Source organism: Streptomyces sp. T028 (assembly GCF_048159505.1).
In the GTDB taxonomy this organism is placed as follows: domain Bacteria; phylum Actinomycetota; class Actinomycetes; order Streptomycetales; family Streptomycetaceae; genus Streptomyces.
Window position 1 is genome coordinate 166,420 of record NZ_JBLRVZ010000001.1, and the last position, 17,117, is coordinate 183,536.

General features: G+C 71.9%; 18 protein-coding genes. 7 read left to right on the forward strand and 11 right to left on the reverse strand.

All coding sequences use genetic code 11. The features are described from left to right. The first annotated feature begins 256 nt into the window (after positions 1-256). Complete coding sequence (locus ACLZN2_RS00915; protein WP_416976355.1) at positions 257-631, forward strand: VOC family protein; 375 nt, start codon at positions 257-259, stop codon at positions 629-631. Here ACLZN2_RS00915 and ACLZN2_RS00920 read toward each other — a convergent pair. Genes ACLZN2_RS00920 through ACLZN2_RS00930 form a run of 3 tightly spaced genes read right to left on the reverse strand, consistent with a single transcriptional unit; the run spans position 612 to position 4,533 of the window. Next, positions 612-1,325: a class I SAM-dependent methyltransferase gene (locus ACLZN2_RS00920; protein ID WP_416976356.1), complete on the reverse strand. Its 714-nt coding sequence runs from the start codon at positions 1,323-1,325 to the stop codon at positions 612-614. The two genes, ACLZN2_RS00915 and ACLZN2_RS00920, sit on opposite strands and share 20 nt — an antisense overlap. After that, on the reverse strand, positions 1,322-3,613 hold the full coding sequence (locus tag ACLZN2_RS00925; protein WP_416976357.1) for a WD40 repeat domain-containing protein: 2,292 nt from the start codon (positions 3,611-3,613) through the stop codon (positions 1,322-1,324). The genes ACLZN2_RS00920 and ACLZN2_RS00925 overlap by 4 nt, the downstream gene beginning before the upstream one ends. Positions 3,614-3,660: 47 nt before the next feature. Then, complete coding sequence (locus tag ACLZN2_RS00930; protein WP_416976358.1) at positions 3,661-4,533, reverse strand: glycerophosphodiester phosphodiesterase; 873 nt, start codon at positions 4,531-4,533, stop codon at positions 3,661-3,663. A gap of 329 nt (positions 4,534-4,862) precedes the next feature. Here ACLZN2_RS00930 and ACLZN2_RS00935 point away from each other — a divergent pair, with 329 nt between their 5' ends. From ACLZN2_RS00935 to ACLZN2_RS00945, 3 genes are all read left to right on the forward strand, one after another. Beyond that, the gene (locus ACLZN2_RS00935; protein WP_416976359.1) at positions 4,863-5,996 is read left to right on the forward strand and encodes an NADH:flavin oxidoreductase; all 1,134 of its coding nucleotides are present in this window, start codon (positions 4,863-4,865) and stop codon (positions 5,994-5,996) included. 270 nt (positions 5,997-6,266) lie between these two features. After that, positions 6,267-7,733 (forward strand): MFS transporter, encoded by a 1,467-nt coding sequence (locus tag ACLZN2_RS00940; RefSeq protein WP_416976360.1) that lies wholly within the window; start codon positions 6,267-6,269, stop codon positions 7,731-7,733. Between the two features lie 109 nt (positions 7,734-7,842). After that, complete coding sequence (locus ACLZN2_RS00945; protein WP_416976361.1) at positions 7,843-8,220, forward strand: peptidase inhibitor family I36 protein; 378 nt, start codon at positions 7,843-7,845, stop codon at positions 8,218-8,220. An 18-nt stretch (positions 8,221-8,238) separates the two neighbouring features. Here the strand turns inward: ACLZN2_RS00945 and ACLZN2_RS00950 are convergent, their stop codons facing one another. Beyond that, a complete protein-coding gene (locus ACLZN2_RS00950; protein WP_416976362.1) occupies positions 8,239-8,808 on the reverse strand; it encodes a hypothetical protein in 570 nt (189 codons plus the stop codon). A 167-nt stretch (positions 8,809-8,975) separates the two neighbouring features. On the opposite strand from ACLZN2_RS00950, the gene ACLZN2_RS00955 reads away from it, so the two are divergent. Further along, positions 8,976-10,499 (forward strand): subtype B tannase, encoded by a 1,524-nt coding sequence (locus ACLZN2_RS00955; protein WP_416976466.1) that lies wholly within the window; start codon positions 8,976-8,978, stop codon positions 10,497-10,499. Positions 10,500-10,507: 8 nt separating this feature from the next. Here the strand turns inward: ACLZN2_RS00955 and ACLZN2_RS00960 are convergent, their stop codons facing one another. From ACLZN2_RS00960 to ACLZN2_RS00975, 4 genes are all read right to left on the reverse strand, one after another. Beyond that, the gene (locus ACLZN2_RS00960) at positions 10,508-10,834 is read right to left on the reverse strand and encodes a hypothetical protein (RefSeq protein WP_416976363.1); all 327 of its coding nucleotides are present in this window, start codon (positions 10,832-10,834) and stop codon (positions 10,508-10,510) included. Beyond that, on the reverse strand, positions 10,822-12,237 hold the full coding sequence (locus ACLZN2_RS00965; protein ID WP_416976364.1) for a PTS transporter subunit EIIC: 1,416 nt from the start codon (positions 12,235-12,237) through the stop codon (positions 10,822-10,824). Before ACLZN2_RS00965 ends, ACLZN2_RS00960 begins: the two co-directional genes overlap by 13 nt. A 16-nt stretch (positions 12,238-12,253) precedes the next feature. After that, positions 12,254-13,186 carry an N-acetylmuramic acid 6-phosphate etherase gene (gene murQ, locus ACLZN2_RS00970; protein WP_416976365.1) on the reverse strand — a complete coding sequence of 311 codons (933 nt, stop codon included), beginning with the start codon at positions 13,184-13,186 and terminating at the stop codon, positions 12,254-12,256. Positions 13,187-13,322: 136 nt separating this feature from the next. After that, positions 13,323-14,276 carry a MurR/RpiR family transcriptional regulator gene (locus tag ACLZN2_RS00975; protein WP_416976366.1) on the reverse strand — a complete coding sequence of 318 codons (954 nt, stop codon included), beginning with the start codon at positions 14,274-14,276 and terminating at the stop codon, positions 13,323-13,325. 54 nt (positions 14,277-14,330) lie between these two features. Between ACLZN2_RS00975 and ACLZN2_RS00980 the strand changes: the two genes are divergently transcribed. Continuing rightward, on the forward strand, positions 14,331-14,735 hold the full coding sequence (locus ACLZN2_RS00980; RefSeq protein WP_416976367.1) for a hypothetical protein: 405 nt from the start codon (positions 14,331-14,333) through the stop codon (positions 14,733-14,735). Positions 14,736-14,742: 7 nt separating this feature from the next. Next, positions 14,743-15,039: a DUF4031 domain-containing protein gene (locus ACLZN2_RS00985; protein WP_416976368.1), complete on the forward strand. Its 297-nt coding sequence runs from the start codon at positions 14,743-14,745 to the stop codon at positions 15,037-15,039. Positions 15,040-15,043: 4 nt separating this feature from the next. On the opposite strand, the gene ACLZN2_RS00990 is transcribed toward ACLZN2_RS00985, so the two are convergent. The 3 genes from ACLZN2_RS00990 to ACLZN2_RS01000 form a co-directional block, all read right to left on the reverse strand. Further along, complete coding sequence (locus ACLZN2_RS00990) at positions 15,044-15,835, reverse strand: hypothetical protein (RefSeq protein ID WP_416976369.1); 792 nt, start codon at positions 15,833-15,835, stop codon at positions 15,044-15,046. Positions 15,836-15,964: 129 nt separating this feature from the next. Then, positions 15,965-16,453 (reverse strand): GNAT family N-acetyltransferase, encoded by a 489-nt coding sequence (locus ACLZN2_RS00995; protein ID WP_416976370.1) that lies wholly within the window; start codon positions 16,451-16,453, stop codon positions 15,965-15,967. After that, complete coding sequence (locus ACLZN2_RS01000) at positions 16,450-17,097, reverse strand: hypothetical protein (RefSeq protein ID WP_416976371.1); 648 nt, start codon at positions 17,095-17,097, stop codon at positions 16,450-16,452. The genes ACLZN2_RS00995 and ACLZN2_RS01000 overlap by 4 nt, the downstream gene beginning before the upstream one ends. Positions 17,098-17,117: the final 20 nt, after the last annotated feature.

The following is a 17,117-nucleotide window of genomic DNA, read 5'->3' on the forward strand; positions in this document are numbered from 1 at the left end:
GTCGGTGGCGGGCGGGAGTGGGACTGCCGGCCGGAGGATCTGGCAGAGGCGCCCGCCGCCGACGTACTGCGCGAGCGCGTGCGTTCGTTGAACAGGGCGGGCCGCATTACCGGTAGGGTTCCTGACATGAACACCGGACCGGCCTCGCGCCACACACGGACAGGCGATCCGGTGGAGAGCTGACCGCCCGCGGCCCTCCCGCGCTCACGCACCGAGAAGCCCATCTCCGTGTCGAGCGCAAAGCGAGGTCAACCGCATGTCAGTCACCTTCAACCACACCATCATCGCCGCCAAGGACCGCAATGAGTCGGCCCTGTTCTTCCGGGAACTGCTGGAGCTGGCGGAAGCCCCGTCGTGGGGACCCTTCATCAACATCCAGCTCGACGACGGCGTGCTGCTCCAGTTCGCCGAGCCCCCGGTCGAGATCCAGATGCAGCACTACGCCTTTCTCATCGACGACGAACTGTTCGACCGGGCGTACCGGCGCCTTTGCGAGCGCGGTGTCGTGCACTGGGCCGACCCGCAGATGCAGCGGCCCGGTGAGATCAACCACGGACACGGCGGCCGGGGCGTCTACTTCAAGGACCCCGCCGGTCACGCCATCGAGCTGATCACTCAGCCGTATCTGTGATCGTCCGGGAGTAGTGGGAGCCGACCGCCGGCTGGCCCGTGTAGTTGGGGCCGGCCGTCGGGTCGGCGCCCATGTAGGTGAAGGGGAGGGCGGTGGTGGCGGTGGTCAGCCGGGCGCCCTGGAGAGTCAGCAGATGGCGACGCGAGTCGTACGCGAACCCCGTCGCCCGAAGCTCGGCAACCACCGCCCTCCCCGCCGTCCCGCCGCCGTCCGCCCAGCGGATCGACTCCGGGTCGAAGTGGGCCAGGAGCAGCCCGTCCTCCGTCAGCCAGGAGGCGGCCCGGGTGAGCAGGCCCAACTGGTCGCCCACGTAGTGCAGGCCGTGCACGCACGTGATCAGGTCGTACGGCCGTGTCGGCGCCCATGTCGAGACCGACGCGGTGATCTCCTCCATGGCGGGCGGCGTCGGCAGCGGAACCAGCGGGCCGACCAGGTCCACGCCCGTGAGGACCGCGTCGGGAGGCAGCGCCGAGGCCGCCTCCCGCAGGGCCCGGCCCTCGCCGCTGCACAGGTCCAGCCAGGAACGCGCCCCGGGGCTGCGGTCCGACAGCCAAGCCAGCGGATCGACGCCCAGTTCGCGGGCGTAACTGTTCACGCCCGCCAGGCCGCGTTCGCGGTTCATCGTGTTGTTGGCGACCACGGAGGACCGCTCCAGCTCGGTCAGCGAGACCAGCCCGCGCTGCTGCCCCGTCATACGGTCACCCGGACCAGTACCGCGACCTCCCGGCCGTGGCCCACCACCAGGTCGCCGTCCGCCGTGGTCGCGAGGGCATGGACGGGGGAGGGGAACGTGAGGGGCTCACCCACGGGGGCGCCGGTCGTCAGGTCGTGGAGCGCGACCGTCTCGGTGCCGTCCGTCGTGATCAGGTGCGTGCCCTGCGCCGTCATGGCGCGTATCGCGCCGGTGGACAGCGGCTGGTCCCGTTCCTCCCCGTCACGCAGGCTCCAGACCCGGACGGTGGCGTCCCGCGCGGCGGTCAACGCCACCGGGTGACCGTCCGCCACCGTCGTGATCACCGACGTCACCCAGTCGGAGTGGCCGGTGAGGGGTTCGCCCACGGGCGTGCCGGTCGCCAGGTCCCACAGCCGTACGGTCTTGTCCCAGCCGCCGGTCACCGCCATCGCCCTGCCGTCCACCTCGGCCGTGGCCACGGCGGTGATACGGCTGGTGTGGCCGGTGAGGGGTGCACCCACGGACGTGCCGGTCGTGAGGTCCCAGACCTGCGCAGTTCCGTCCGAGCCGCCGGTCACCGCGACCGCCCGTCCCTCCACCCGCCCGGTCGCCAGGGCCAGGATCCTGCCGCTGGGCAGGGCGATCGGTTCTCCGGTCTCCTTGCCCGAGGCCAGGTCCCAGCGGTGCAGCGTCGCGTCCGGGGCGGCGGTCACCACGACCGGGGAGCCGTCGACCTCCGCCGTGGCCATCAGGGCGACTTCGGCGGTGATGGGCTCGCCGACCGGTGCCCCGGTGGCCGCGTCCCACGTGCGTACGGTCCGGTCGGCTCCGGCCGTGACGACGACGGGCCTGCCCTGGAGGACCGCCGTGGCCGCCGCCACTATCGCGTCCCCGTGACCGGCGGGGAGAGGGGAGGCGCCGGTCTTGCCGAGGTCCCAGATCCGTACGGTGTGGTCGGCCCCGGCCGTCACGGCGACCGGGCGTCCGTCCACCATCGCGGTCGCCACATCCCACACCTGTGCCGTGTGCCCGTCCAACGGCTCACCCAGTTGCCTGCCGGTGGTCACGTCCCACAGCCGTACGGTCCGGTCCAGCCCGCTGGTCACGGCGACGGTCTGCTCGGCCACCGTCGCCACCGTCGCCACCGTCGCCACCGAGCCCGCCCTGACCCTGTCCGTGTGTCCCACGAGCGGCTCGCCCAGTGCCGCTCCCGTGGCCGCGTCCCACAGCCGTACCGTGTGATCCGTGTCCGCGGTGAGCCGTATCGCCCGGCCTGCCAGGATGCCCGCCGCCACCCCGTCGGAGGAGCCCAAGGTGGCCGTCGGGTGGACCAGTTGCCAGGTCCACTCCTGCTGTATGTCGACGTCCCGGGGTCGGCGGACCGGCTGTCCGTGCAGGGCGGAGGTGGTCACCACTGCCTCCTCCTCGTCAGCCCGGCAGGACGCCACCCCCCGCTCCCACAGGCGCAGCCCGCCACCACCCGGCTCCCGTACCACGCTCACCGGCCGCCCCTCCACCTCCGCGACCTGCGAGACCGGCACCACCTCGCCCGACCGCCGACCACAGGCAACCGCCAGCTCGCCCACCACGGCCACCGCGGTCTCCCCGTCGAAGAAACCGTTGATGCCCACCGCGTTGAACGCGACGGCGACCAGCCGCCCGTCGACCACGACAGCCGCCGCGCCCCGCGTATCGCCCCCCTTGTCGACTGGGCGCCCCTCCATGTCCCAGGTCCGCACCACCCCGCCCTCGAGTTCCTCGAGTTCGGCCCTCACCGCGACCGGTTCGTCGTAGGCCCCGACGACTATCCGGGCCGGTACCGCCGAGCCGATCTCCTCGCCCGTGGCCACGCTCCACAGCCGTAGAGTCCGCTCCTCCTCGACCGTCAGCAGCACCCGGCCGAGGCCATCCATCTCCGCCGTCTCCACCACTCGCACGCACTCCCCGGCCGGCAGCCCCGTCGCCGGATCGAGCAGCAGCACCCGCTTCTCGCGGCCGAGGCGCTCCAGCAGGAGGGCGAGCGGGCGGTCGTCCAGCGTGGCCATGGCTATGTGCTCCACCTCGGCGGTCGTCGAGGTCCACGCGTCCGCGCGGCAGACGAGCGGGGCGTGGAGTTCGCTGCCGGTGGTCAGGTCCCAGGTCCGTACGGTGTGGTCCCTGCTGCCCGTGACCGCCACCGCGCGGCCTTCCACGACCGCCGTCTCGACCGCCGTCACCCAGCCCTCGTGCCCCGTCAGCGTCCCCAGCAGGCGCGGATCCCCCGAAGAGCCGTCCGTCGTCCATGTCCCCACCCACATCGCGTCTCCCATGCCAAAACGCTAACCGGCCCCACTGACAACGCCGTTTCCTCATGCGCTCAACGTCCGAGTGTTCTCCGCATCGCGTCGGGGACGTCGCTGGTGAAGCCGTCCACGCCCAGGGCGCGGAGGCGGCGGGCCTGGGTGGCGGTGTTCACCGTGTAGGGCCACACCTTCAGAGGTTTGCCGTGCGGGCCCTTCAACGCGTGGGCCCGGCGTACGAAGTCCCGGGTGACGGCCCCTTGTTGAGGGTTCACCGAGTCGACGAATTTCGCGTACGACGCCAGTTTGCCCGCGGACGCCCCCTCCTGGCAGATGCCGAGCTTGATGGCGGGCCGCAACGCGCGCACCTCGCGCAGGGCCGCTGCCTGGAAACTGATGATGTGGAGTCGGCTGTCGACGTGCCGGCGGTCCAGCCAGCCCTTGCGGCCGAGGACGGCGAGGATGTCCCGGGTGACGCCGGGGTGGTTCTGCGGCCACTTCACCTCCAGGAGCAGGCCCTGGCCGGTGCGGTCGAGACGGTCGAGGAGTTGTCCGAGGGTCGGGACGCGGGCGTTCTCGTAGCCGGACCCCTTCCACCGGGGCTCGGCGCCGGCGCGGAGTCCGGTCAGTTCCGCGACGGTGAAGTCGCCCACCTTCCACGGGGCGCGCCGCGGGAAGACGGTGCGCGCGTCGGTCGTACGGGCGAGGTCCTGGTCGTGCAGGACGACCAGCACACCGTCCTTGCTGCGCTGCACGTCCACCTCGACCCAGCCGATGCCGGCCCGGGCCGCCCGGTCCACGGCTTCCAGGGTGTTCTCGGGGGCCAGCCCCGCGGCGCCGCGATGGCCTATGACGAGCGGAGTGCCGGCGTCCGCCAGGGCGGAGGGGGTGAGGACGCAGAGCGTGAGAGCGAGGGCGGCGGACGCCGTGGTGAGGGCGCGTTCGAGCATGGGTGTGGCCTTTCCCAGGGTTCTCGGGTGGTTGCACCACGAGTTTTGGCTGGTCGGCCAGCCGGTGCCCAGCGGTGGTGCGCCATGCGGGAAGCCGCGGCGACTCCGCGAAACGGAGGGGGAAATGATGGTGAAATCTCCGCTAATGGGAGGGAAGGGTGAGTGCGCGGGAGTGGGTGCGGGGGCGGGGGTGGGCGGGATCACATGGTTGGCGAGGGCGGAGTCGGAATGCCGGGCAGGCCCGGTGGGGTTGAACCGTTCGCAAGCACTCGATGCATGTGCACATACCGATCGGTTTCATCCCTCACCACTTCACGAGGAGCCCCCGCGTGAGCGTCACCGAGCCCACCGCCGCCCCCACCCGTGCCGCCGAGATCCTTTCGCGACCGGTGAGTATCAACGGTCTGACCGTCCCGAACCGGATCGCCATGGCGCCCATGACCCGGATGTTCTCCCCGGACGGCATCCCGGGCGAGGACGTGGTGTCGTACTACGCGCGGCGTGCCGCGGCCGGTGTCGGTCTGATCGTGACCGAGGGGACGTACGTCGGGCACGAGTCGGCCGGGCAGAGTGACCGCGTGCCCCGGTTCCACGGTGAGGAGCAGCTCGCGGGGTGGGCGAAGGTCGCCGAGGGCGTGCACGCGGCGGGCGGGACGATCGTGCCGCAGCTGTGGCACATCGGCATGGTCCGCAAGCAGGGCGAGCCGCCGTACGCGGACGCCCCGGCCGTCGGTCCGTCCGGGCTGCGCGTCGACGGCACCGAGGGCACCGGCAAGGCGATGACCCAGCGCGACCTGGACGACGTCATCGGTGCGTTCGCCGAGGCCGCGGCCGCCGCCGAGCGCATCGGCTTCGACGGTGTCGAGATCCACGGCGCCCACGGCTACCTGGTCGACCAGTTCCTGTGGGCCGGCACGAACCGCCGTACCGACGCCTACGGCGGTGACGCCGTGGCCCGTACGAAGTTCGCCGCCGAGGTCGTCGCGGCCGTCCGTGAGACCGTCTCGGCCGAGTTCCCGGTCATCTTCCGCTTCTCGCAGTGGAAGCAGGAGGCCTACCGTGCGCGGCTCGCCGAGACCCCGGAGGAGCTGGAGGCCATCCTCGCGCCGCTGGCCGCCGCCGGTGTCGACGCCTTCCACGCCTCCACGCGCCGCTACTGGCTCCCGGAGTTCGAGGACTCCGACCTCAACCTGGCGGGCTGGACGAAGAAGCTCACCGGCAAGACCACCATCACGGTGGGTTCGGTGGGTCTCGACGGTGACTTCATCCGGGGCTTCGCCGGTGAGGGTTCCCCGGTCAAGGGCATCGACGACCTCCTCGACAGCCTGGAGCGCGACGAGTTCGACATCGTCGCCGTCGGGCGTGCGCTGCTCCAGGACCCGGAGTGGGCGGCGAAGGTCCTCGCGGGACGCACGGACGAGCTGAAGGCGTACGACGCGGCTGCCCTGCGCACTCTGAGCTGAGTTCTCCCGAGTTCTCCCGAGTTCTCCTGTTCGGGGAGGCGGTTTCCGGCCGCCTCCCCTTCCCTTCTGGTGGGCGCAGTGGGCTCGGGTGCTGCCGGGGGGCGGGTGCCGCTGCGCCCACCCGTGCCGCCCCAGCGGCACGACTGCCCGCAGCTGCGCCGGTTATAGGGGCATCCGCGCGCGGGGGATTTCGCTTGCTTAACTCAATCAATCTGCATAAGCTTGCTTGAGTCAAGCAGTTCACCCTGTCCATTCCACGGAGGCCCTGTCATGTCCGACGCCCTTGCCCGACCCGCCGCGGCGGGGACATCCGCCCCGCCGCGGCCGAACGCCGTGGTGGCGGTGCTGGCCCTGGCCGGGATCGTCGTCTCGCTGATGCAGACCCTGGTCATCCCGATCGTCTCCGAGCTGCCGAGGCTGCTCGACGCACCCGCGTCCGACACCGCCTGGGCGGTCACCGCGACCCTCCTCGCCGCCGCTGTGGCCACTCCGGTCGTCGGCCGGCTCGGGGACATGATCGGCAAGCGCAGGATGCTGGTCGTCAGCATCCTGATGCTGATCGTCGGCTCGCTGGTCTGCGCGGTCGCCGACTCCCTCGTACCGTTGATCGTCGGCCGGGTGCTGCAGGGCCTGTCGGCCGCCGTGGTGCCGCTCGGCATCAGCATCCTGCGGGACACCGTGCCCGCCGAGAAGCTCGCCGGGTCGACGGCCGTGATGAGCGCCTCGCTCGGTGTCGGCGGTGCGCTCGGCCTGCCGACCGCCGCGTTCATCGCGGACAACTGGAACTGGCACGTCCTGTTCTGGACCTCCGCCGCCCTCGGGGTCGTCTCCCTGATCCTCGTCCTGATCTTCATCCCCGAGTCGAAGAACCGCACCGGTGGCCGCTTCGACCTGGTCGGCTCGCTCGGTCTGTCGGCCGGGCTCGTCACGCTGCTACTGGCCGTGTCCAAGGGCGCCGACTGGGGCTGGACCTCCGCCACCACGCTGGGTCTGGGTGCCGCCGCCCTGGTGATCCTGCCGGCCTGGGGCTGGTGGGAGCTGAAGGCGAAGCAGCCGCTGGTCGACCTGCGCACCACCGCCAAGCGGCAGGTCCTGTTCACCAACCTCGCCTCGGTCGCCCTCGGCTTCTCGATGTTCGCGATGTCGCTGGTGCTGCCGCAGGTTCTCCAGCTGCCCTCGCAGACCGGGTACGGCCTCGGCAAGTCGATGCTCGCCGCCGGTCTGCTGCTGGCCCCGCAGGGCCTGGTGATGATGGTCATGTCGGCGGTGTCCGCCGCGATCACCCGGGCCAGGGGCCCCAAGGTCACCCTGATGATCGGCGCGCTCATCGTCGCCGCCGGCTACGGCCTGAACATCGTCCTCATGAGCGAGGTCTGGCACATCGTCCTGGCGTCCTGCGTCATCGGCGCCGGTGTCGGCTTCACCTACGGCGCCATGCCCGCCCTGATCATGGCCGCGGTCGACCCCACCCAGACGGGCGCCGCGAACAGCCTCAACACCCTGATGCGGTCCCTGGGCACGTCCTTCGCCAGCGCCATCGCCGGCGTCATCCTCGCCCAGATGACGACCGACTTCGGCGGGTACGCGCTGCCCTCCGAGAACGGCTTCAAGGTCGTCATGGCCATCGGGGCGGGGGCCGCGCTCCTCGCCTTCCTCCTGGCGAGCTTCATCCCGAAGCGGAAGACGGCGGTCGCGGCCGTCGAGGAGGTGGAGCACGCCGAACCGGTGAAGGCGTGAGAGGCCGGGCGGGAGGGTCCGGGCGGCCATGGTGTGCGGACAACGATCAGCCAACAAAGCGCTGCTTGACTTCCCCCGCGAAACCCCCTGCGAAGGAAGGACGGAACCAGTGACCTACAAGGGACTTCTCCGGCGAGTGGCGGTACCGGTGGCGATGGCGGCTGCCGTGACCGGCGGTACCGTGGCCGTGGCGCCCACGGCCGGTGCCGCTTCGGGCGACTGCCCGGCGGCCATGGTGTGCATTTTCCAGAACGCCAACTTCGGCGGCATCTGGATCGGTCAGACCGATCCGTACCGCCCCAACGTCGGTGACCTCATGAACGACCGGACCAGTTCGATCGTCAACTGGACGAACCGTGACATCTGCTTCTACCAGAACGCGGACTACGGCGGCGAGATGCTCACCTGGGTCCCCGCGGGCAAGGCGACCGAATGGGTCGGGGACAACAACAACGACCGCATCAGCTCGTTCAAGCCCTGCTGGTAGCCGCGACCCCGCGGGCTGTCACAGATTGCCCAGCGGCTCGATGTCGACCTTCACCGGGGTGCCCCAGATGCGCAGGACCTCGTAGTCGGTGAACTCGTGGACCAGGCGGTAGGCCATGGCGGGGCGGGAGCCGCGGCGCAGGGCGGCGAGGTACAGCTCGGCCTCGTGGCGGTCGCGGCGCGGTGTCCCGCACAGCTGCCACTCCTGCCCGTTCCACAGTTCGGGCAGCCAGCGCTGCTGGGGCTGGGGGCGGTCGCCGCGGCTGCCGTAGCGGGAGGGGGCGTGGGAGGCGGGCGCGCTCTGCGGGGCGGGGCCGTTGTACTCGGCCCGGCGGGCCGCCCGCCGCCGGGTCTCGCAGAGCAGGCACAGGTCGGGGGCGGCCTCGTCGACGGGGCCGTTCGGGTGCTCGGCGCACCGGGTGGTGGGGGCGGCGCTGGTGACGCTCTCGTCCAACAGCTCCAGCGCGCGCCGTAGATCGGCCTTGACCTCGTGCAACCGGGCGTCGGGGGTGTCGGCGGACAGGGCCTCGCCGTGCTCCCCGAGCAGTCGGAGGGCACGGCCCAGGGCGGTGGACTGGGCGTGGTTCATGGCACCCAGGGTAGGGCGGGCGCGGCGGACGGCGGCTCTCGGCCAAGTTGTGAGGTGCAGCCTGTGATTGTTGACAATTTTGATGACGATTCGGGGCGGGCGGTGATAGCAAGGGCCGTCGGCAAGAGCTGACAGAGCTGCCCAGAGGAGAGACTCAAGTGAAGCGAGTGAAGCGCAGAACTGTGGTCAAGGGACTCACCGCCACCGCCACCGCCACCGCAACCGTGGTGCCCGTCGTCGGGCTCGCCGCGAGCAGCGCCCGGGCGGCGAGCGGGACCGCGAAGAAGGCGGCCGCCGACTCCTCCCTGGTCTTCGACCCGTCCGCCTACACCGAGCAGACGATCACGATCACCGACACCACCGGCACCGCCCGCAGCGTGACCTACCGCTTCTTCAAGGTCGCGAGCTATGTGGCCAGTCCGGTCAACGCCGCCTACCAGTCCCTCAACGTCAGCGTCCCGGTCGCGATCGACGGGGCCGCCGTGGACGCCTCCGACGCGCCCGTGCTGCTCGCCAACGCCATCGGCGGGTACATGCCCTCGTCCGTGGCCAACGCCACCGGGATCAGCGCGTCCGGCATGGGCGGCGGCACCAGCCGGCAGGCGCTCGCGCTGGCCGCCGGGTACGTGGTCGTGGAGCCAGGGGCGCGCGGCCGTACGCTCGTCGACGCGAACGGCGTCTACTACGGCACGGCGCCCGCCGCGATCGTCGACCTCAAGGCGGCGGTGCGGTATCTGAAGTCCAACCGGGGCCGGGTGCCCGGGAACGTGGACCGGATCGTCTCCTCCGGTGTCAGCGCGGGCGGCGCCCTCTCCGCCCTCCTCGGAGCCTCCGGCGACAGCCCGCTCTACGAGCCGTATCTGGAGGAGATCGGCGCGGCCGACGCGAGCGACGCCATCTTCGCCAGCGGCGACTGGTGCCCGATCACCGACCTGGAGCACGCCGACGCCGCCTACGAGTGGAACTGGGGCGCCAACCACCTCGCCTCCGGCGCGACCGTGGACGCCACGATCTCCGCCGACCTCAGGGCCCAGTACACGGACTACCTCGCCTCTCTCAAGCTGCGCGCCCGGGGCTACGGCACCCTCACGACGCGCAATCTGGACACGTACATCCTGGAGACGTTCATCCAGCCGTCCGCCACGAAGTACCTGTCGGCCCTGTCGGACACGGCCCGCTCCGCCTATCTCGCCGCGCACCCCTTCCTCACCTGGTCCGCCGGGAAGGCGACCTTCACCTGGGCCGACTTCCTCACCCATGTCGGCGCGCGCAGGAAGAACGCCCCGTCGTTCGACGCGTTCGACATGTCCACACCCGAGTGCAACCTCTACGGCACCGGCACCACCAGGGCCCGCCACTTCACCCTCTACAGCCTCCGCCACGAGGCCGGGGACAGCGCCCGCCTGGACGCCGACATCCCGGCCAAGCTGCAGCTGATGAACCCGATGTACCACCTGGTCGACAAGGTCAACCCGCACCGCGCGAAGCACTGGTGGATACGCGTCGGCACCAAGGACACCGACACCTCGCACTCCGTCGTCGCCAACCTCGCCACCCGGCTGACCGACCTCGGCGACGACGTGAACACGGCGTACTACTGGGACGCGGGCCACGGCGCCGACCTGGATCCCGGCGACTTCATCGCCTGGATCGGGAAGGTGTCGGGCCACCGGAAGCGGAACAAGCGGTAGCCGACGGTTCAGGGTGCGGCCGGCAGCTCCACCCGCCTGCCGCGCCCGATCTCCTCGCCCGGCTCGTCGCTCACGACTGCGAACGCCCCGGTCGGAACCCCCGGCAGGGTCGCCACCCGGGAGGCCACCTCCAGCAGGGTCCGCTCCTCGGCCCCGGTGACGAAGAAGACGTAACGGTCCTCGTCCTCCACGCCCTCGTCGAAGACCTCCGCGCCGCCCTCGTCCTCCAACACGGCCAGGAAGTCCTCGACGGCGTCGATCCAGGGGAACGGGTAGGCGCCCTCCGCCAGATCCGGGGCGGGGGACAGCGGTACATGGATCTCTACGACGACCATCTGCCCATCCTCCCCTCGGGACCTGTACGGAGCCCGGCCGCCGCCGCCCTTCGCACACCGCCGAAGGCATAGGTCGCCGCGAAGCCGACCGCGTAGCCCGTGAGCAGGCCGCCCGCGTAGATCGCGGCGGTGACGCCCAGCCCCCTGTTCCCCGCGAGCAGGGGGAACAGGGCCCACCCCGAGGGGCCGATGGCGGTGGCGCCGACACGGTCGCCGAGCATCGCGAAGAAGCCGATGAAGGCGCCGCCGGCCGCGCCGCCCGCGCAGGCGGTCAGGAAGGGGCGGCCGAGGGGGAGGGAGACGCCGTAGATGAGGGGTTCGCCGACACCCAGCAGGCCCGCCGGGAGCGCCGATCTGATCGTCGTACGAAGAGAGGTGCCGAGGGAGGTGTCGTGGCGCAGCCGGACGTACACCGCGACCGCCGCGCCGACCTGGCCCGCGCCCGCCATCGCCAGGACGGGGAGCAGGACCGTGTAGCCCTGCTGGTCGATGAGGGTGGTGTGGATGGGGATCAGGGCCTGGTGGAGGCCGAGCATCACCAGGGGGAGGAAGAGACCTCCCAGGGCCAGGCCGGCGACGGCGCCCGTGGTGGCCAGCAGCCAGTTCGCCGCCGTACCGATCGCGGAGGAGACCGCACCGGCCGCGTACATGATCCCGTACAGCGTGCCGAGGCCCGCGACGAGGACGGTCAGGGTGGGGGTGAGGAGGACGTCCAGGGCGTCCGGGACCCTGCCCCGGACCCACCGTTCGACACGGGTCGCCAGCAGGGCCGCGGCGAGGGCACCGAGTACACCGCCCTGGCCGGGGGAGAGATGCACCCCGGACGCCGTCACCTTCGCCACCCCGGGGAAGACGACGATCGCCGCGACCGCACCGCCGAGGACGGGTGTGCCGCCGAACTCCTTCGCCGTGTTGTGGCCGACGAACACGGGGATCAGCGCCATGAAGGCGGAGGCGACGGCGGCCAGGGCGGGGGTCAGGCCCGGCAGCAGGCCCGCGTTGACGAGCAGACCGTTGATGCCCGCGAGGATGCCGCAGCCGATCAGGGCGGGGATGAGCGGGACGAACACGGCGGCGAGTCGGCGGAAGGTGGTCTTGAAGGGGGTCGCGTCACGCCCCCTCCGCTCCGGCGCTGTCAGCCGTTCGAACTCCTCCGTCACCCGCGTCACCACCCCCGGCCCCAGCACCACCTGCCAGGTGCCGTCGGCCACGACGAGCCCGAGTACGCCGGGCAGCGCCCGTAGCGCGTCCCCGTCCGCCCGGGACGGGGCGGCGAGGCACAGCCGCAGCCGGGTCATGCAGTGGGTGACGGAGGTGACGTTCGCGGGGCCGCCGACCAGGGGGAGGATCGCGGCGGCGAGCTCATGGGCGCCGACGCCGGCGCTGTCCTTGGGGATGCTCACCCACCGAGCGTGCGGCTCAGCCGGCCGCCGCGGCCAGCGCGGCACGCAGATGACCGCCGGACTCCTCCAGAAGGCGGGCGGCCGTCGCCCCGTCCACCCCGGCGAGCAGCACCAGGATCGCGTGCTTGGCCTCGCCGTCGGTGGCCGTGAGCGCCGCCTCGATCTCGCGGTCCCCGGCGCCGGTCGCGAGCGCGACGATGTGCCGCGAGCGGGCGCGCAGCTTGTCGTTGGAGGCCCGGACGTCGACCATCAGGTTCCCGTACGTCTTGCCCAGCCTGATCATCGTGATCGTCGACACCATGTTGAGCACCAGCTTCTGCGCGGTGCCGGCCTTCAGTCTGGTGGACCCGGTGAGCAGCTCCGGCCCGACCACGACCTCGATCCCGTGCTCGGCGGCAGCCGCCAGCGCGCTGCCCGCGTTGCAGGACAGCCCCACGGTCAGCGCACCCCGGGCCCGGGCGTACTCCACGGCGCCGACCGCGTACGGGGTACGGCCGGAGGCGGAGACGCCGATCACCGTGTCGTCGTGGGTGAGGCCGAGCGCCTCGAGGTCGGCGCGGGCCAGCTCCCGCGAGTCCTCCGCGCCCTCCACCGAGGTCACCATCGCCTCCGGCCCGCCCGCGACGATCCCGACGACCTGCCCGGGCGCGGTGTTGAAGGTCGGCGGGCACTCGGAGGCGTCGAGCACCCCGAGCCGCCCGGCGGTCCCGGCCCCGGCGTAGACCAACCGGCCCCCGCGGCCCATGCGTTCGGCGACGGCATCGATGGCGGCGGCGATCCGCGGCAACTGCGCCGCGACGGCCGCCGGAACCCCGGCGTCCTCACCGTTCATCAGCCGGGCGAGGTCGAGGGTGGGCAACCGGTCGATGTCGGCGAGTTCGGGCCGGAAGGTCTCGGTGGTGAGGGAGAAGAGCTGACGGCGCAGATCGTCGGAGGAGGTGGAGGTCATGGCAGACGGTTCTTCCTGATACGGGTCCAGTGCAGCTGCTAGGGGCGCGGGGCTGTGTCGATATGCGGCTGCGCCGCGTGGGCGCGACCAGCCACAACGGACCCGCAGCCCCCGACGAAACGGCTCTCTCCACGGTCTACCGGTGCCGATGAGCCAGCGCCTCGTAACTCGCGGCCAACGCGGGCCCCGCCACCTCGTACGTCCGCTGGGCCACCCCCACGAACAGACAGTCCACGACCAGCAACTGCCCCGTCCGGGAGGACATCGCCGCGGGCCGCAGCTCGCTCTCCCGTGCCGTCGACGTGGTCAGGACGTGATCGGCGTACTGGGTGACCGCACTCTCCGGCCGCCCCGTGATGGCGACCGTGGTCGCCCCCCGCTCGAACGCCACCCGCAGTGGCTCGATGACATCCCCGGTCGACCCGGAGTGCGTGATGGCGACGGCGACGTCCCCGGCCCCCAACTGCACCGCGTTCGTCACCGCGAGGTGCGGGTCGCTGTGGGCGTGCGCCACGCGCCCGATCCGCAGCAGCTTCTGGGTGAGGTCCTGGGCGACCAGCCCGCTCGCGCCGACGCCGTACACGTCGATCCGCCGCGCACCCGCCGCCGCGGTGACCGCGGCCTCCAGCTGGGTGGTGTCGAGTCCGGCGGCGGTGTCGGCGAGGGTCTGCTGCTCGTCGTAGGCGAGTTTGGCGACGACATCCGTGAGGGAGTCGTCGACGGCGATGTCGGTGGTGAGGGCGGGCGCGCGGCCGGACTGCTGCTGGGCCGCGAGCCCGGCGAGGGCGAGCCGCAGATCGCGGTAGCCGGGGTAACCGAGGGCGCGGGCGGTGCGTACGACGGTCGCCTCGCTGGTGCCGGTCCGTTCGGCGAGGCCGGTGACGGTGAGGGCGGCACAGCGGGCGGGGTCGTTCGCGACGGCCTCGGCGACGCGCTGCATGGAGCGGGTCATGGAGGGCGCGAGCGTACGGACTTTGCTGGCGAGCGCGGCGGGCGCCGGACGGAAGGCTTCCGGACTGAAGGCTTTCGGACTGGAGCCTTCCGGACCGAAGGTCTCCGATTTGAAGGTTTCCTTCGCTTCCTGGGTCACGATTGAAAGATATTTTCGCGCCGGGCCGGGGTCAAGCACGCGCACAATGGAGTCATGGATCCCTCCGACCCTCCCGGCATCCCCGTGACCGTCCTCGAACAGGCGCTGCACACCGCTCGGGCCCTCGTGCTCGCCGACCTGGCCGCGGGTGAGGTTTCCGCCGCGGACGTGGTGTCGATGGTGGAGGAGTCCGTCGTACAGCGCCGCTGGTGGGTGGAGCAGTGGCCGGACGGGGTGGCGTATCTGGCCGGGCTGGTCGCCCAGGACGTACAGGACGCCCTCCTCGAACGGTACGGCCGCTGGCCGCTGTGCCCGGTCTGCGGCTCCGGCGATCCGCACGCCCTCGACGTCGAGCCCGAACTGGGCCCCGACCCGCACTGGGTGTGCCACCAGGCGGGCGTGAAGGTCGCGGCGGTGGGCACGCTGGGGTCGGCGACGGGCGGGGCGAGGCCCTCGTGAGGCCCTGGTGACGATCTACATCGACCCGCCGAACTGGCCCGGCCACGGCCGGATGTGGTCCCACCTCGTCAGCGATGTCTCGTACGACGAACTGCACGCGTTCGCCGAGAGGCTGGGCGTGCCCCGGCGCGCCTTCGAGCGCGACCACTACGACATCCCCTCGCACCGGTACGCCGACGTGGTGGCCGCGGGCGCGGCCGAGGTGAGCAGCCGTGAGGTGGTGCGGCTGCTGCACGGGGCGGGGCTGCGCCGGAGGAAGGGCGGGGTCGACAGAGTCCGGGACGCCGACGGAATCGGTCGGTGAACGATCAGTCGGTGAACACCGGCTCCATGGTGTGCCACCAGGCGGTGAGGCCGCTCTGGTCGGGACCGGTGATCTGGACCAGGGCGGGACGGTCGTAGTAGCTGCACAGGAAGACGTACAGCCCGGTCGTCGACAGGAAGCAGACGACGTCGCCCGCCGCCTGGCCGGTGTTGTTCTCGGACCAGCTGCCGCGCACGTTGATCCCGGCCTCGCAGTTCCCCTCCGGGAGGTTGCCGGCGTAGCTCTGGAAGACGGCGTCCCGGTCGGTCTTCGTCTCGTACATCACGACGCTGGCCTTGCCGGTGCCGGTGACGCCGAACTGGTCGACGGTGGTGACCGTGCAGTACAGGGCGGCCGTGGCGCCCTGCCACAGGGTGTGGGAGCAGCTCTCGCGCGACCACTGGTCGGTGTTGAGCGAGTCGCGCAGTTCGTGCTCGGCGGGGGTGAGGCCGTCGTCGGCGCCGGAGCGCGGGGTGGGGCTGGAGTCGTCCGCGCCCGGGTCGTCCGCGCCGGGGTCGTCCGTGCCGGGGTCGTCCGGGGTGGGGGAGGGCGGGTCACTGCCCGGGCTCTCTCCGGAGTGGGAGCGGACGGGGTCGACGGGCACGCTGCTGCCGACGGTGGGCCGGTCCCCGCTGTCCCCCTGGGACTGCTGGGCCTGGAAATAGAGGCTCACCAGGGCGATCACCGTACTGATCACCACGCCGATGATGGTCCAGCGCAGAGCGCGACCGGCATGCGGGTCGGGCAGCGGTGGTCCGGGTGGCTGCGGTGGCGTGGTCGGGCCGTTCTGACTCATGACGCTTCCCCGCTTCCCCCGGCGTACACGGCCCGTGCGCGGCGCGGCCGTGCCGGAATTATCCGAAGCGCGTGGGGTGGGAGGGGAGCCGTAGGACGGAAGATCGCCCCACGCTACGTCAGGTCCAGGTCAGCCGAGCAGCTCATACGCGTACATGCCCTCGCCCTCCCCGACCTGGACGAACCCGGTCCGTTCGAGTACGGCGCGGGAGGGGGCGTTGCCCTGTTCGACCGTGGCGAACAGGCGTCGTACGTCGTCCCGGGCGAGCGCCCAGCCGGCCAGCGCGCGCAGTGCCTCGGTGGCGTAGCCGTGTCCCCGGGCGGCCGGGACGAGGTCGTAGCCGATCTCGGTGCGCCCGTCCTGATCCGGGGCGGCGTGGAATCCCATGCTTCCGATTGCCCGCCCGTCGTCCCGCCGTACGACGACGTAGAGCCCGAAGTCGGGCCGCAGTACGCCGTTTTCGTGGGCCCGGAACACCATTCCGGCGGCGTCGCGCGTCCCGCCGTACGGTGCGCCCCCGAGCCAGTCGTAGCCGCCGTCGCCGCCCGACCACAGATCGGCGAGGGCGGTGGGGGCGGCGCTTTCGAGGGTGAGGCGGGGGCCGGGTATGCGGGTCACGACGCCAGCAGCTCCAGCTCGGACCGCAGGTTGTAGCGCGCGGTCGTCTCCCACCGCTCCGCCCCGTACGGCGTTCTGAACAGTCTGGGCAGGTCCAGGAGCTGACGCAGGATCGCGGCACGGCCGGTGCGGAAGGCGTCGCCCGGCACGAAGTGGTACTCCTCGCGGACGGCGGCCGTGTAGGCGGCGTACGCGGAGGGCGGCGCGGCGAGGATCGCGAGGTCGGCGTCGCACAGGACCTGGCCGTCGCGGTCGTCGCCCGCGGGATCGTGCGTCACGGTCAGCCGCACCAGCCGCGCGACCTCGGCGGTCGTGGCTTCCCCCACGCCCGCCTCGGGCAGGGCCCGCTCGGCCAGCCGGGCGGACCGCTCCTCGTTCTCGGAGCGGTCGGGCAGATAGACGGCGTCGTGGAACCAGGCGGCGAGGCGTACGGCGGCCGGGTCTTCCGCGTGCTCCTCCAGTACGTCGATGTGGTCCAGGACCGCTGTGAGGTGGGCGAGCGTGTGGTAGCGGCGCTGGGGCTCCTGCCAACGGGAGAGGAGGTCGTCGGCGTAGGGCGCGGGGTCGGGGCCGCCGGTGGCCTCGTCCCGGGCTGCCTCCAGGGCGTGGGCGAAGCGGGTGCGCAGGGCGTCGAGGTCGGCCATGGGCTCATTCTCCCGCGTGA

Excerpts from the sequence above, each read along its gene's own strand:
- ACLZN2_RS00915 (WP_416976355.1), top strand. The coding sequence starts at position 257 with ATGTCAGTCACCTTCAACCACACCATCATCGCCGCCAAGGACCGCAAT.
- ACLZN2_RS00920 (WP_416976356.1), bottom strand. The coding sequence starts at position 1,325 with ATGACGGGGCAGCAGCGCGGGCTGGTCTCGCTGACCGAGCTGGAGCGG.
- ACLZN2_RS00925 (WP_416976357.1), bottom strand. The coding sequence starts at position 3,613 with ATGGGAGACGCGATGTGGGTGGGGACATGGACGACGGACGGCTCTTCG.
- ACLZN2_RS00930 (WP_416976358.1), bottom strand. The coding sequence starts at position 4,533 with ATGCTCGAACGCGCCCTCACCACGGCGTCCGCCGCCCTCGCTCTCACG.
- ACLZN2_RS00940 (WP_416976360.1), top strand. The coding sequence starts at position 6,267 with ATGTCCGACGCCCTTGCCCGACCCGCCGCGGCGGGGACATCCGCCCCG.
- ACLZN2_RS00950 (WP_416976362.1), bottom strand. The coding sequence starts at position 8,808 with ATGAACCACGCCCAGTCCACCGCCCTGGGCCGTGCCCTCCGACTGCTC.
- ACLZN2_RS00960 (WP_416976363.1), bottom strand. The coding sequence starts at position 10,834 with ATGGTCGTCGTAGAGATCCATGTACCGCTGTCCCCCGCCCCGGATCTG.
- murQ (WP_416976365.1), bottom strand. The coding sequence starts at position 13,186 with ATGACCTCCACCTCCTCCGACGATCTGCGCCGTCAGCTCTTCTCCCTC.
- ACLZN2_RS00980 (WP_416976367.1), top strand. The coding sequence starts at position 14,331 with ATGGATCCCTCCGACCCTCCCGGCATCCCCGTGACCGTCCTCGAACAG.
- ACLZN2_RS00990 (WP_416976369.1), bottom strand. The coding sequence starts at position 15,835 with ATGAGTCAGAACGGCCCGACCACGCCACCGCAGCCACCCGGACCACCG.
- ACLZN2_RS01000 (WP_416976371.1), bottom strand. The coding sequence starts at position 17,097 with ATGGCCGACCTCGACGCCCTGCGCACCCGCTTCGCCCACGCCCTGGAG.